Annotated in this window: 9 protein-coding genes; all 9 read right to left on the bottom strand. The window is 60.4% G+C overall.

The features are described from left to right. The 9 genes from AD668_RS17935 to AD668_RS17895 all read right to left on the bottom strand — a co-directional run bounded on the left by AD668_RS17935 (window position 1) and on the right by AD668_RS17895 (window position 14,316). Window positions 1-2,538 carry a PAS domain-containing sensor histidine kinase gene (locus AD668_RS17935; RefSeq protein WP_053160881.1) on the bottom strand — a complete coding sequence of 846 codons (2,538 nt, stop codon included), beginning with the start codon at window positions 2,536-2,538 and terminating at the stop codon, window positions 1-3. Between the two features lie 190 nt (window positions 2,539-2,728). After that, a complete protein-coding gene (locus AD668_RS17930; protein ID WP_053160880.1) occupies window positions 2,729-4,684 on the bottom strand; it encodes an acetoacetate--CoA ligase in 1,956 nt (651 codons plus the stop codon). A gap of 173 nt (window positions 4,685-4,857) precedes the next feature. Beyond that, window positions 4,858-5,631, bottom strand: coding sequence for a 3-hydroxybutyrate dehydrogenase (locus tag AD668_RS17925; protein WP_053160879.1), 774 nt, complete (start codon window positions 5,629-5,631; stop codon window positions 4,858-4,860). A gap of 7 nt (window positions 5,632-5,638) precedes the next feature. Further along, a complete protein-coding gene (locus AD668_RS17920; RefSeq protein WP_053160878.1) occupies window positions 5,639-7,030 on the bottom strand; it encodes a GntP family permease in 1,392 nt (463 codons plus the stop codon). 294 nt (window positions 7,031-7,324) lie between these two features. Further along, window positions 7,325-8,731 carry a sigma-54-dependent Fis family transcriptional regulator gene (locus AD668_RS17915; protein WP_053160877.1) on the bottom strand — a complete coding sequence of 469 codons (1,407 nt, stop codon included), beginning with the start codon at window positions 8,729-8,731 and terminating at the stop codon, window positions 7,325-7,327. 41 nt (window positions 8,732-8,772) lie between these two features. Beyond that, a complete protein-coding gene (locus tag AD668_RS17910; protein ID WP_053160876.1) occupies window positions 8,773-10,350 on the bottom strand; it encodes an ABC transporter ATP-binding protein in 1,578 nt (525 codons plus the stop codon). A gap of 14 nt (window positions 10,351-10,364) precedes the next feature. Further along, the gene (locus AD668_RS17905; protein ID WP_053160875.1) at window positions 10,365-11,387 is read right to left on the bottom strand and encodes an ABC transporter permease; all 1,023 of its coding nucleotides are present in this window, start codon (window positions 11,385-11,387) and stop codon (window positions 10,365-10,367) included. Then, window positions 11,387-12,448 (bottom strand): microcin C ABC transporter permease YejB, encoded by a 1,062-nt coding sequence (locus AD668_RS17900; protein WP_053160874.1) that lies wholly within the window; start codon window positions 12,446-12,448, stop codon window positions 11,387-11,389. Before AD668_RS17900 ends, AD668_RS17905 begins: the two co-directional genes overlap by 1 nt. Further along, entirely contained in the window at window positions 12,448-14,316 is a 1,869-nt protein-coding gene (locus AD668_RS17895; RefSeq protein ID WP_053160873.1) for an extracellular solute-binding protein, read from the bottom strand. The genes AD668_RS17900 and AD668_RS17895 overlap by 1 nt, the downstream gene beginning before the upstream one ends. Between the last annotated feature and the right edge of the window lie 6 nt (window positions 14,317-14,322).

The raw sequence follows: 14,322 nt of genomic DNA, 5'->3' as shown, positions 1-14,322 counted from the left end.
TCAGCCTGGTTGACTGATCATCGTACGAATCTTGTTGGCCAGCAGGTCGATCGAAAACGGTTTGGTCACCATGTCCATGCCGTCTTCCAGGAAGCTCTGGCGCTCGGCGGCGATTTCCGCGTAACCGGTCATGAACAACACTTTCAGGCCCGGACGATGCTGGCGGGCGATCTCCGCCAGTTGCCGGCCATTCATGCCCGGCAGCCCGACGTCGGTGACCAGCAGGTCCAGGCGCAAGCCGGACTCAAGCACGGGCAGTGCACCCCTGGCGTCTTCGGCGGTGTGGGCGCGGTAACCGAGTTCATTCAGCAGATCGAGGACCAGCATGCGCACCGCCGGATCGTCTTCGACCAGCATCACGGTTTCACCGGCAATCGCCGCGGGTGCTTCGCTAACGACCGATAAGGGTACTTCTTCTGCCTCGGTCGAGTGCAGGCGCGGCAGGTACAACCGCACGCTGGTGCCCCGGCCCGGCAGGCTGGACAGGCTGACATGGCCGCCCGATTGCTGGGCAAAGCCGTAAATCATCGACAGGCCCAGGCCGGTGCCCTGGCCGATGGGCTTGGTGGTGAAGAACGGGTCGAAGGCCTTGGCCAACACCGAAGGCGTCATGCCGGTGCCATTGTCACTGACTGCGATCATCACGTAGTCACCGGCATTGACCGGTTCCAGGGTCGTGATTTCACTGTCGTCGAGATTCACGTTGGCTGTTTCAATGCGCAGTTCACCGCCATCGGGCATGGCGTCCCGGGCGTTGATCACCAGATTGAGCAACGCGTTTTCCAGTTGACTGACATCGGTGTTGACCCTCCAGAGATTCTCGGTCAGTTGCAATTGAAGCTCGATGTGATCGCCCTTGGTTCTGCTGAGCAGGTCCTCCAGTGAATGGATCAACTCGTTGGCATTTAGCGGCTTGCGGTTGAGCGACTGACGCCTTGAGAACGCCAGCAACCGATGGGTGAGGGCGGCGGCACGGTTGGCCGAGGACATTGCTGCCTCGGCAAAACGTCCGATCTCTTCGGTTCGCCCCTCGGCAATGTAGCGCTGCATCAGGTCGAGGCTGCCAAGAATGCCGGTGAGCATGTTGTTGAAGTCGTGGGCGATGCCGCCGGTGAGCTGGCCGACCGCTTCCATTTTTTGGGCATGGCGCAAGGCGTCTTCGGCGCGTTCGCGTTCGAACATTTCGTTCTGCAGACGCTCGTTCGCTTCAGCCAGTTGCCGGGTGCGGGCGACGACCCGTTCTTCAAGGGTTTCGTTAAGAATACGCAAGGCTTCTTCGGTTTTTTTGCGTTCGGTTTCGTCGATCACGAAGATGTAGAAACCGTTCACCGCGCCGTCGGCACCGTGACGCGGCAGGTAATTCATCAAGGCCTGACGAACGCTGCCGTCGCGGTGTGGGGTGCTGATGCTGAAGCAACCGGGTTTGCCGGACAGGGCTTCGGCGATGTAGGGGGCGCGCAGGGCGTAGGCTTCTTCTCCGAGCACTTCAACGATGGTGCGGCCGTAGAGTTCTTGGGGAGTCAGGCCGTACCAGTCGAGGTAGGCGGCGTTGTTCAGGCGAAAGCGCTCTTCGCGGTCGACGTAGCTGATCAGGATCGGCATGGCGTTGATGATCAGTTGCAGCTCGGTCTGACTCTGGCGCAACGCCTGCTCGGTGTGTTTGCGCTCGGTCAGGTCCAGGGCGGCACCGAGAAAGCGGATCGGCCGGCCATGGTGATCCTTGTAGCAGCGTCCGCGGGCAAACACCCAGCGCAGCTGACCGTCGGGTTGCAGCAGGCGGTATTCCTCGGCGTATTCGGTGCCGTGGGTGATGCAGTGTTTGATGCTGCGGGCGATCAGGGTGCGGTCTTCGGGGTGCACGCCGTGCAGGTACTCACTGATCGGCAACCGGCCGGCCATGGACGGCTCGATGCCGTGCAACTGGGCAAAATGGGCGTCGGCGATAAAGCGGTCCTCGCCAATGTCCCAATCCCAGGTGCCGACCGCGTCGGTGGCGGCGAGAGCCAGTTGCAGGCGTTCCTCGGTTTCACGCTGGGCCTTGAGGCTCGCCGCCGAGCGCTGTTCGAGTTCGAGGGCGATGCGACGCCGGTCGTTGGTTTCGATCGCCGTGACCAGGATGCCCGCGACCTGGGCGCTTTCATCGCGAATTGGGCTGTAGGTCAGATCCAGCCAGAAGTCGGAATCCTGGCCGCCACGCTGCAAGGTGAATCGCTGTTCACTGTAGGTTCGCACCTGGCCTTGCAAAACAGCGCTGTAGATCGGGTCGGTGAAGTCCTTCAGTTCGGGCCAGATCTGGTGCGTCGGCTGGCCGAAAGCCTGCGGATGTTTGCCACCGGCCAACAGGGCGAAGCCATCGTTGTAGATCTGCGTGAGTTGCGGTCCCCACAGCAACAGCATCGGCATCGGTGAGTGAATCACGATATCCACGGCGGTTCGCAAGCTCTGAGGCCAGGTACTGGCAGCGCCCAGTGGACTGCTGGTCCAGTCCATTCGGGCGATCAAGGCTTGGGCGTCGCTGCCGGTCGGTGTTGCGTTCATCAAAAGGTCCTGCGCGTGAGTCGCTTTGGCTGGGGCTATTCTTGCACAGGTGACAGGCGCCGGTTGATTCAGAGGCTTGAGCGGTCAATGTAGGCGTGAGCTTGCTCGCGATGGCGTCGGGTCAAATTACATTGATGTCAACTGACACTCCGCTATCGCGAGTAAGCTTGCTCCTACAGGTAATCCCATTTCAATCCATCAGTTCAGGTCGGTCACGGAATTGCTCCAGTGCCTGGGGATTGGCCAGGGCATCAGTGTTTTTTACCTTCTGCCCATGCACCACATTACGCACCGCCAACTCCACGACCTTGCCGCTGATGGTGCGCGGGATGTCCGTCACCGCGACAATTTTCGCCGGCACGTGGCGCGGCGTGGTATTGGCACGAATGATCTGGCGGATCTGCTGTTGCAGTTGTTCGTCGAGCTCAACGCCGTCGCGCAGGCGCACGAACAGCACCACCCGCACGTCATCCTGCCATTGCTGACCGATAGCAACGCTGTCGAGCACCTGCGGAACTTTTTCTACCTGCCGATAGATCTCCGCCGTACCGATACGCACGCCGCCGGGGTTGAGCACCGCGTCGGAGCGCCCGTGGATCATCATCGCGCCATGGGGTAACTGCTCGGCGTAATCGCCTTGCGCCCAGACGCCGGGGAACTGGCTGAAATAGGACGCCCGCAGCTTTTCTCCATCCGGATCATTCCACAGTCCGATCGGCATCGCCGGGAAGTGTCGGGTGCACACCAGTTCGCCTTTCTCGCCGATCACGGCATGACCGTCGTCGTTCCACACTTCGACGGCCATGCCCAGGCTCTTGCCTTGTATTTCGCCACGGCGTACCGGTTGCAGCGGATTACCGTTGACGAAGCATGAAACGATGTCGGTGCCACCCGACATCGAGGCCAGGCACAGGTCGGACTTGAAGTCGCGGTAGACGTAATCGTAGCTTTGCGGCGAGAGCGCGGAGCCGGTGCAGAGCAGTGTTTTCAGACCGCTCAGGTCATGGCTTGCTCTAGGTTTCACGCCGCTGCTTTCCAGGGTCGCGAGAAACTTCGGGCTGGTGCCGAAGACGCTGATGCGCTCGTCATCGATCAGGTCGACCAGGCGTTGGGGGTCAGGGTGGAAGGGGGAACCGTCATACAACACCACAGCGCTGCCTACCGCCAGCGCCGAGACCAGCCAGTTCCACATCATCCAGCCGCAGGTGGTGTAGTAGAACAAGCGTTCGCCGGGGCCAAGATCGGAATGCAAACCGTGTTCCTTGACGTGTTGCAGCAGCACGCCACCGGTGCCGTGGATAATGCATTTGGGTACGCCGGTGGTACCGCTGGAATAGAGGATGTACAGCGGATGGGCGAATGGCACAGCGACAAAATCCGGCTCGCCGCCGGCAACATAGAAGTCGTCCCACAGCGTGACGTTGGCCATTGTGTGGAAGTCTTGTATGTGCGCTTCTGGCCGTGCGTAAGGCACAACGACCAGTTGCTGCAACGACGGCAGGCGTTCGAGGATTTCGTTGACCTTGGCGGTCTGGTCGATGTCCTTGCCGGCATAGCGGTAGCCGGCGCAGGTCAGCAGCACTTTCGGTTCGATCTGGCCGAAGCGGTCGACCACGCCCTGGGTCCCGAAGTCCGGTGACGAGCAAGACCAGACCGCACCAAGGCTGGTGGTCGCGAGCATAGCCACCAGGGTCTGCCAAGTGTTAGGCATGCACGCGGCGACCCGATCGCCGACGCTGACACCGGCAGCGATCAAGCCGTTCTGAAAGCCGGCGACATGCTCCGCCAAATCGGCCCACGTCAAGTGTTCGCGCTGGCCGTTCTCAGCGATCGCCACCACCGCCACGGCATCGTCGCGACGACGCAGCAGATGTTCGGCGAAATTCAGGGTGGCGCCGGGGAACCACTCGGCGTTGGGCATTTGCGAACCTTCCTGCAGCACCGCGTCGGGTTGCTGGTGGAAGCGGATATCGAAAAAATCGACGATGGCTTGCCAGAAGTCCTGTCGCTGATCGATGGACCATTGGTGGAGGGCGGGGTAGTCGTCGATGTGCAGGTGATGGCGCTGATTGATCAAGCGCCGGAACGCTTCAATGCGGGTCTTGCCGATGCGTGCGGTACTGGGTTGCCAGAGGATGTCGGACATGGCTTGCCTCTTCTTATGTTCGCATTAAATCGGACTTTTGTGGCGAGGGGGCTTGCCCCCGTTGGGTGGCGCAGCCGCCCTAAACCTGCGCCCGTTTCAACTCATGATAAAAATTTACGACTGCTCGCAGCCGAACGGGGGCAAGCCCCCTCGCCACAGGGTCTGGCAGTTGATCACTGCGCCAACCACCCACCATCGATATTCCACGCCGCACCGCGTACCTGACTCCCCGCATCACTGCACAGGAACAGCACCAGTTCACCCAATTGCGGTGGTGTCACGAACTCCAGCGACGGCTGCTTCTCGGCCAGCAAATCGTGCTGCGCCTGCTGCGGATCGATCCCGGTGGCGGCGCGATCATCGATCTGCTTTTGCACCAGCGGCGTCAGTACCCATCCGGGGCAGATGGCGTTGCAGGTAATTTGGGTTGTCGCGGTTTCCAGGGCGACCACCTTGGTCAGCCCGATCACCCCATGCTTGGCCGCGACATAAGCGGCTTTGCCTACCGATCCGACCATCCCGTGCACCGAGGCAATGTTGATCACCCGACCCCAACCCTTGGCACGCATGCCCGGCAGGCTCAGTCGAGTGCCATGGAACACCGACGACAGGTTGATCGCGATGATCGAATCCCAGCGCTCCACGGGGAATTCATCGACGGGGGCAACATGCTGAATGCCGGCGTTGTTGACCAGAATGTCGATGCCGCCAAACTCACGCTCGGCGTAGGCGATCATGTCGGCGATTTGCGCCGGGTCGCTGACATCGGCCGGGTGATGGCCGACCTTGCCGCCGAACTGTGCCACGTCGGCAATCACTTTGGATGCATCGCCGAACCCGTTGAGGATCAGGTTGGCCCCAGCCTTGGCCAGGCTGAGGGCAATCCCCAGGCCGATGCCGCTGGTAGAACCGGTGACCAGTGCGGTCTTGCCCGAAAGAGTCGTCATGAATACCTCACACAATGCCAGTGGCGTAGAAGGTGCCGATCACCACGAAAACCGCCAGGGTCTTGATCAGCGTAATACAGAAAATGTCTTTATAAGCCTCGCGGTGGGTCAGGCCGGTGACCGCCAGCAAGGTAATCACCGCGCCATTGTGCGGCAGGGTGTCCATGCCGCCGCTGGCCATCGCGGCAACCCGGTGCAGGACTTCCAGGGGAATGTTTGCGGCGTGGGCGGCACTGATGAATTGTTCGGACATCGCCGCCAGCGCGATACTCATGCCACCCGATGCGGAGCCGGTGATACCGGCCAACAGGGTCACGGTAATCGCTTCATTGACCAGCGGATTAGGAATGCCCTTGAGCCAGTCGGCCAGCACCAGAAAGCCTGGCAGCGAGGCGATCACCGCACCGAAGCCGTATTCCGAGGCGGTGTTCATCGCCGCCAGCAAAGCACCGCTGACCGCACTTTTACTGCCTTCAGCGAGCTTGCTGCGGATCGCCTGGAAACCAAACGCGAGCACCATGAGGATGCCCACCAGCAACGCCGCCTGAACCGCCCAAATGGCGGTGAGCTTGGCGATTTCGGTGGTCACCGGGGTGGCCATACCCGGCAGTGCCAGGCTGTGGGTCTTGCCGTACCACTGCGGAATCCACTGGGTGAACAGCAGGTTCATGATGCCCACCGCGAGCAACGGCGACAGGGCGAGCCACGGGTTGGGCAGCTTGATGTCGGCGGCAGTTTCCGGTTCATTGCGCAGGTCCGAACCATAGCCTTCACCGCTGCGCTGGGCCTTGTTGCGCTGGCGCTGGAGAAACAGCATGCCGGCGCTGAACACGAAGATGGTGCCGATCACACCCAACCACGGCGCCGCCCACGCGGTGGTGTTGAAAAAGGTGCTGGGAATGATGTTCTGGATCTGCGGCGTGCCGGGCAGGGCGTCCATGGTGAACGAGAACGCGCCCAGGGCGATGGTCGCAGGAATCAGGCGCTTGGGAATGTTGCTTTGACGGAACATCTCGGCGGCAAACGGATAGACCGCGAAGACCACCACGAACAGCGAGACGCCGCCGTAGGTCAGCAGGGCGCAGACCAGCACGATCACCAGCATGGCCTGACGAGTGCCGAGCAGGCGAATCGCGGCGGCAACGATGGAGCGCGAAAATCCGGACAGCTCGATCAACTTGCCGAACACCGCACCGAGCAGGAACACCGGGAAATACAGTTTGATGAAGCCGACCATTTTCTCCATGAACACGCCGGTGAAGGCGGGCGCGACGGCTGAAGGGTCGGTGAGCAGGACGGCGCCAAGAGCGGCAATCGGGGCAAAAAGGATAACGCTGTAGCCACGGTAAGCAGCCAGCATCAGCAGCGCGAGGGCTGCCAAGGCAATGATCACACTCATGGTGTGTCTCCTGGGTTGTTATTTTTGTAGGGTGGATCTTTTGCAGGAGAGGCGTATAGCGAGTTTTGTGCCAGATAGCTAAGTTGTTGAAATATAATGATTTATTGTTATTCGTCGATACTATTGCGAAAGGCTTGTCTCTTTATTGAGACGTTTTTATGGTGTTTAAAGATCGCAGCCTTCTGCAGCTCCTACGCTGGAATGCATAACCACCCCGTAAGAGCTGCCGAAGGCTGCGATCTTTTGATCTCTAAAATCCATCTACAAATAGAGATTAGTGTCTCTTTAAGGAGACTAAACAATCCCCAACGCCACCATCTTCTTGTACAACGTAGACCGTCCAAGCCCCAGGCGTGCCGCCGCTTCAATCACTTTCCCCCCGCATTGCGCCAGGGTGGCCTCGATCAAATGCCGGTCAAACCGTTCCCGCGCCGCACTGAACGTCTCATCAACAATCGGTTCGAGGGGCAACGGTGACACGCGCTCAACGGGCGTGAAGGTGCCAATGGCTGCGCGCAGATCGGTTGCTGTCAGGCGCAAGTCATCGCTGAGCAGGGCGGCGCGTTCCAGCACGTTGCGCAATTCGCGGATGTTTCCCGGCCAGGCATGTTGGCTCAGCAGCGCCAGCGCTTCGTGGTGCAATTCATGCTGACTGCGCAGTTCCTCCAGAATCGCTTCGCTCAGGGCCGGCAGGTCGTCGAGGCGATCGCGCAGGGGCGGAACCTGGATCGGCAAGACGTTCAGGCGGTAATACAGATCGGCACGAAATTCGCCGCGTTTGATCGCCGCTTCGAGGTCGGTGGAGGTCGCGGCAATGACCCGCACATTGCTCTGGATCACCTCGTTGGAGCCCACCGGTTCGAATTCCTTTTCCTGCAGCACCCGCAACAGTTTGCTTTGCAGGGGCAGCGGCATGTCGCCGATCTCATCGAGAAACAAGGTGCCGCCCTGGGCAATTTGCAGCTTGCCGGCGCGGCCCTTGCGATCGGCGCCGGTGAAGGCACCCGGCGCGGTGCCGAAAAATTCGGCTTCAAGCAATGACTCCGGGATGGCCGCGCTGTTGATGCTGACGAATGCCTTGTGCGCACGCGGCGAAGCATTGTGGATCGCCTGGGCCAGCAGTTCCTTGCCGGTACCGGTTTCGCCGAGCAGCAATACCGGGGACTCTGTGCTGGCACTGCGGCGCGCCCGGCGTTTGACTTCCAGGCTGGCGGCGCTGGTGCCGATGAAATGAGCGAAGTTGTATTTGGTCTGCCGCGCCCGCAGCAGCGAACGGGTGGAGGCCAGTTCTTCCTGCATGCTCATGTAGCGCTTGAGCATGGGCGACAGGCTGCGCAATTCGTCGAACAGGGCAAAGCCGATGGCGCCGATCACCACGCCGGCATCGTCATGAATCGGCAGGCGCATGACCACCAGCGGTTCTTTGGAGGTGTCCTGCATGTCGAGCAGAATCGGTCGGCCGGTGCGCACCACTTCCCGCAGCAGGCTGCCGGGAATGACGCTTTCGCAGGGCTTGCCGATTGCACTTTCTGCCGATTGCAGGCCGAAGCGTCGGGCATAGCGCTCGTTCATCCAGACGATGTTGGCATCGCGGTCGACAATCACCGTACCCTCGCTCGACTGCTCGATGATCTCGAACAACGAACGGATCGCCAGCAGGCGCACGCGCTGGTAGTCCTTGAGGCTTTCGGTGGTGTTCATGGGGGGATTCCCTTGTTGAAGATCAATGTCTTTTGCGCGGATTATGCATGCCCCATCAGCGCCGCCGCCATCAGCTCTTTGGTGTACGGATGCTGCGGCGAATCGAACACATCATGGCTGGCGCCGCTTTCCACCACCTTGCCGTCCTTGATCACGATCATGTCATGGGCGAGGGCGCGTACCACCGCCAGGTCATGGCTGATGAACAAATAGGTCAAACCGTGTTTTTCCTGAAGCTGGCGAAGCAGGGCGACGACCTGTTTTTGCACCGTGCGGTCCAGCGCGGAGGTGGGCTCGTCGAGCAAAATCAACGCGGGTTTGAGCACCAACGCGCGGGCGATGGCGATACGCTGGCGTTGGCCGCCGGAAAATTCGTGGGGGTAGCGATGGCGGCTTTGCGGGTCGAGACCGACTTCCTGCAACGCCCGAATCACTTCGGCGTTGCATTGCTCCGCCGTCAACTGGCTGTGCACCTCAAGGCCTTCACTGATGATTTGCGCCACCGACATGCGCGGGCTGAGGCTGCCAAACGGATCCTGGAACACCACCTGCATCTTCTTTCGCCATGGGCGTAGCTGTTTTTGCGTCAGGCCCTCCAGCGCTTCGCCCTGAAAGCGAATACTGCCTTCGGAGTCGAGCAGGCGCAGGATGGCCTGGCCCAGTGTGGACTTTCCGGAACCGGATTCGCCGACGATGCCCAGTGTTTTGCCGCGCTGTATGTTCAGGCTGATGCCATCCACGGCGTGCAGGTAGGTCTTGCGCTGGAACAGTCCGCCACTGACAGGAAACCGCACCCGCAAATCATCAACCTCCAGCACGTTTTCGCGTTCGTCCCGGGGCAGGGCTTCACCCTCGGGTTCAGCATTAAGCAACACGCAGCTGTAAGGATGCCTGGGTTCGGTAAACAGGGTTTCGCAAGGGGCCTGTTCGACGATCTCACCGGCCTTCATCACGCACACGCGCTGGGCGATGCTGCGCACCAGGTTGAGGTCGTGGCTGATCAGCAGTAGAGACATGCCCAGCCGTTGCTGCAAGGATTTGAGCAGCAGCAGGATTTTGCGCTGCACCGTCACATCAAGCGCTGTGGTGGGTTCGTCGGCAATCAACAATTCCGGCTCGCAGGCCAGGGCCATGGCAATCATCACCCGTTGGCGCTGTCCACCAGACAGCTGGTGGGGGTAGGCTTTCAGTCGCTCCTGGGGTTTCTGGATGCCCACCAGATGCAGCAACTCAAGAATCCGCGCCTGCGCCGCTTTCCCGGCCATACCCTTGTGCACCAGCAGCGTTTCGCCGATTTGCTTTTCGATGCTGTGCAGCGGGTTGAGCGAAGTCATCGGCTCCTGGAAGATCATCGCGATGCGGTCACCGCGCAGTTTGCGCAATTTACCGGCGTCGGCCCCCACCAGTTCCTGGCCGCGATAACGAATGCTGCCGGTCGTCTCGGTGCCGCATTCGGGCAGCAATTGCAGGATCGAATGCGCCGTGACGGACTTGCCCGAGCCGGACTCGCCCACCAGCGCCAGGCATTCGCCGGGGCGGATGTCCAGGCACAGGTTGCGCACGACGGTCTGGCCGCTGAAGGCGACGCTGAGATCACGGATTTCGATCAGGTTGGTCATATCAATGTTCCGCTTCAAGAGCGAGGGTCAAAGGCGTCGCGCAGCGCTTCGCCAATGAACACCAGTAAAGAAAGAATCAGCGCCAGGGTGAAAAACGCCGTCAGCCCCAGCCACGGCGCTTGCAGGTTCTGCTTGCCCTGGCCGATCAGTTCGCCCAGCGAAGCGCTGCCCGCAGGCATGCCAAAACCGAGGAAATCCAGCGCCGTCAGGGTCGAAATAGCCCCAGTCAGAATAAACGGCAGGTAGCTCAAGGTCGCATTCATGGCGTTGGGCAGGATGTGCCGCACGATGACCTTGCGGTCGCTCAAGCCCAGTGCTCTCGCGGCTTTGACGTATTCCAGGTTGCGTCCGCGCAGGAACTCGGCGCGCACCACGTCCACCAGGGCCAGCCAGGAAAACAGCGCCATGATCCCCAAGAGCCACCAGAAATTCGGCTCGACGAACCCGGACAGGATGATCAGCAGGTACAGCACGGGTAGCCCGGACCAGACTTCGAGCAACCGTTGACCCAGCAGATCGACCCAACCGCCGTAGTAACCTTGCAGGGCACCGGCGGCGATGCCGATCAGGGCGCTGACAAACGTCAGCATCAGGGCAAACAGAATCGACACCCGCGCACCGAAGATCACCCGGGCCAGCACGTCCCGTGCCTGGTCGTCGGTACCGAGCCAGTTCACGCGGGTCGGCGGGCTCGGTGCGGGTTTGTTCAGGTCGTAATTGGGTGTGTCGTCGCTGAATGGAATCGGCGGAAACAGCAGCCAGCCACCGTCCTTCTTGATCAGTTGTTGCACGTAATCGCTGCGGTAATCGGCCTGGAATGGCAGTTGTCCGCCAAACTCCTGCTCGGTGTAGCGCTTGAGAGCCGGGAAGTACCACTGACCTTGGTAACTGACGATCAGCGGTTTGTCGTTGGCGATCAGTTCGCCGCCGAGGGTCAAGCCGAACAGGCCGATAAACAGCCACAGAGACCACCAGCCACGGCGGTTTTTCTTGAAGCGCTCGAAGCGGCGACGCGCCAATGGGGAGAGCGTCAACATCAGGCGTTCCTCGCGGCGAAATCGATGCGCGGGTCGACCAGGGTGTAGCAAAGGTCACCGACCAGTTTTATCAAGAGACCGAACAAGGTGAATATGAACAGCGAGCCGAACACCACCGGATAGTCCCGCGACACCGCCGCTTCGTAACTCATGCGACCGAGGCCATCGAGGGAAAAGATCACCTCGATCAGCAGCGAGCCAGCAAAAAATACGCTGATAAACGCCTGGGGGATTCCCGACACCACCAGCAACATGGCGTTGCGGAACACGTGGCCGTACAGAACGCGGCGCTCGCTCAAGCCCTTGGCGCGGGCAGTCACCACGTATTGCCGGGTGATCTCGTTGAGGAACGAGTTTTTGGTCAGGATGGTCAGCGTAGCGAACCCGCCGATCACCAGCGCCGAAACCGGCAGGACCAGATGCCAGAAGTAATCGGCGACTTTACCGAGGGTCGACAGTGAGTCGAAGTTGTCCGAAACCAGTCCGCGAACCGGAAACCAGTTCAGCGAGGTGCCTCCAGCGAAGATCACGATCAGGAACATGGCGAACAGAAACGCCGGCATGGCGTAGCCGATAATGATCGCCGTGCTGCTCCAGATATCGAAATGACTGCCGTGATGCACGGCCTTGCGAATGCCCAGCGGGATCGACACCAGATAAGTGATCAGCGTTGCCCAGAGCCCGAGGGAAATGGTGACCGGCATTTTTTCCAGGATCAGGTCGGTGACCGTGGCGCCACGGAAGAAGCTCTTGCCGAAATCCAGCCGGGCGTAACTGGTGAGCATCAGCCACAGACGCTCGTGCGCCGGTTTGTCGAAGCCGTATTGTTTTTCGATGTCCTTGATCAATTGTGGGTCGAGGCCGCGACTGGCTCGGGAGGTACTGCTCACCGAGTCACTCGAACCGCCGCCGGCCGCGGCCCCGCCGATGCCCTGCAGGTGCGCGATGGCTTGTTCCACCGGGCCGCCGGGCGCTGCCTGGACGATCACGAAATTGACCAGAAGAATGATCACCAGCGTCGGAATGATCAGCAGCAGGCGCCGCAGTATATAAGCCCACATCAGTGCGGCCCTCCGGGTTTGCCACGGCGGATACGCTCGGCAGTCATTTGCTGATTGGTCAAAGGCGTGGTGCTCATTTCCCACCAGCTCTCGATGGCTTCGTCATTGCTCGCCTGCACGTTCGGGATGCCGAAGCGATTCCACCAGACGGTCGAGGTGCCCGGTGGGTAATAATTGGGAATCCAGTAGTAATTCCATTGCAGCACGCGGTCGAGCGCATGGGCATAGTGCAGCATGTCGGCCTGGGTATTGGCGCGTACCAGCCCGGCGATCAAGGTGTCCACCGCCGGATTCTTCAGCACCATGTAATTGTTGGAGCCGGGGTCAGTGGCGGCGGTCGAGCCGAAATAGTTGAGCAACTCGCCCCCCGGAGACGTGGTCACCGGATAGCCGGTGACGATCATGTCGTAGTCGCGGCTCATCAGACGATTGACGTACTGGGATGAATCGATGCGGCGGATATTCAGTTCGATGCCGATCTGCTTCAGTGTGCGCTTGTAGGGCAACAGCAAACGGTCCATGCCGTTCTGGCTGACCAGGAACGTGAAACTCAAGGGCTCACCCTCGGCGTTCACCAGTTGATCGCCATCGGGTTTCCAGCCAGCCTGTTCGAGCAAATCCAGTGCTTGCAGCTGCTTGTCGCGAATCACACCGCTGCCATCGGTTTTCGGTGCCTCGAACACTTTGCCGAAGACGTCGTCGGGAATTTGCCCACGTAACGGCTCGAGAATCGCCAGCTCACCGGCATCCGGCAGTTGCCGTGCGGCGAGGTCGGTGTTGGAGAAGAAGCTCTGCTGACGGATGTACAGGTTGCGCATCATCTGCCGATTGCTCCATTCGAAGTCCCACAGCATTACCAGTGCCTGACGCACGCGACGGTCCTGGAACATCGGCTTTTGCAGATTGAATACAAAACCCTGGGATGGTTGCGGTGCTTCGGTGGCGAGGTGAGCCTTTTGCAGGCGACCATCACTCAGGGCCGGGCTGTCGTAGCCGATGGAATAGCCGGTAGCGGAAAACTCGCGGTTGTAGTCGTAGGCACCGCCGCGCAGTACCTGGCGCGCGACGTCGGTATCACCGAAGTACTCGATGCTGAAATGATCGAAGTTGTACAGGCCGCGACTGACCGGCAAATCCTTGCCCCACCAATCGGGGTTGCGTTCGAATGTGATGCTGCGCCCTGAGTCGACTTTGCCTACTTTATAGGGGCCGCTGCCCAGTGGTGGCTCGTAGCCGCCACCGCCGGCAAAGTCCCGGGTCTTCCACCAATGTTCGGGAAACACCGGCAGGGTCGCGATGTCCAGGGGCAGGGTGCGGTTTTCGTTGTTCTTGAAGTCGAAGCGAACGGTCAGCGGTGATTCAACTTCGACGCCTTTGACGTCGGCGAACTGAGTGCGATAGCGCAGGCTGCCCTGGGTCATCAGCAGGTCGAAGGTATAGCGCACATCCTGGGCGGTGATGGGCTTGCCGTCGGCAAAGCGCGCCTTGGGATTGAGCTCAAAGCGCAGGGACAGGCCGTCATCGGAGCGTTCCATCGTCTGCGCCACCAGGCCGTATACGGTATAGGGTTCGTCCAGTGAGCGCTGGGCCAGCGGCGAATAGAGCATGCCGTCGATCTGCGAGACGCCAATGCCTTTGTCTATGTAGGGCAGGACATGGTCGAATTGACCGATTTCGATCGCCGATCGCCGCATCGTGCCGCCCTTGGGGGCCAACGGGTTGGTGTAGGCAAAATGACTGAAACCGGCGGGGTATTTGGCCGGTTCGCCGTAGACGGTCATTGCGTACTGCGGCGCCGCGTTCACACCAACGGCACCCAATAGCAGGGCCGCGGCAGTGAATAACAAAGTAGGGAAAGCCAGTCGCATCGTCAG

It is taken from the genome of Pseudomonas sp. P1.8 (assembly GCF_001269805.1).
Lineage (GTDB): Bacteria > Pseudomonadota > Gammaproteobacteria > Pseudomonadales > Pseudomonadaceae > Aquipseudomonas.
The sequence above is the reverse complement of the archived record's forward strand: the minus strand, read 5'-3'. Positions and strand labels throughout refer to the sequence as shown.

Excerpts from the sequence above, each read along its gene's own strand:
- AD668_RS17935 (WP_053160881.1), bottom strand. The coding sequence starts at position 2,538 with ATGAACGCAACACCGACCGGCAGCGACGCCCAAGCCTTGATCGCCCGA.
- AD668_RS17930 (WP_053160880.1), bottom strand. The coding sequence starts at position 4,684 with ATGTCCGACATCCTCTGGCAACCCAGTACCGCACGCATCGGCAAGACC.
- AD668_RS17925 (WP_053160879.1), bottom strand. The coding sequence starts at position 5,631 with ATGACGACTCTTTCGGGCAAGACCGCACTGGTCACCGGTTCTACCAGC.
- AD668_RS17920 (WP_053160878.1), bottom strand. The coding sequence starts at position 7,030 with ATGAGTGTGATCATTGCCTTGGCAGCCCTCGCGCTGCTGATGCTGGCT.
- AD668_RS17915 (WP_053160877.1), bottom strand. The coding sequence starts at position 8,731 with ATGAACACCACCGAAAGCCTCAAGGACTACCAGCGCGTGCGCCTGCTG.
- AD668_RS17910 (WP_053160876.1), bottom strand. The coding sequence starts at position 10,350 with ATGACCAACCTGATCGAAATCCGTGATCTCAGCGTCGCCTTCAGCGGC.
- AD668_RS17905 (WP_053160875.1), bottom strand. The coding sequence starts at position 11,387 with ATGTTGACGCTCTCCCCATTGGCGCGTCGCCGCTTCGAGCGCTTCAAG.
- AD668_RS17900 (WP_053160874.1), bottom strand. The coding sequence starts at position 12,448 with ATGTGGGCTTATATACTGCGGCGCCTGCTGCTGATCATTCCGACGCTG.
- AD668_RS17895 (WP_053160873.1), bottom strand. The coding sequence starts at position 14,316 with ATGCGACTGGCTTTCCCTACTTTGTTATTCACTGCCGCGGCCCTGCTA.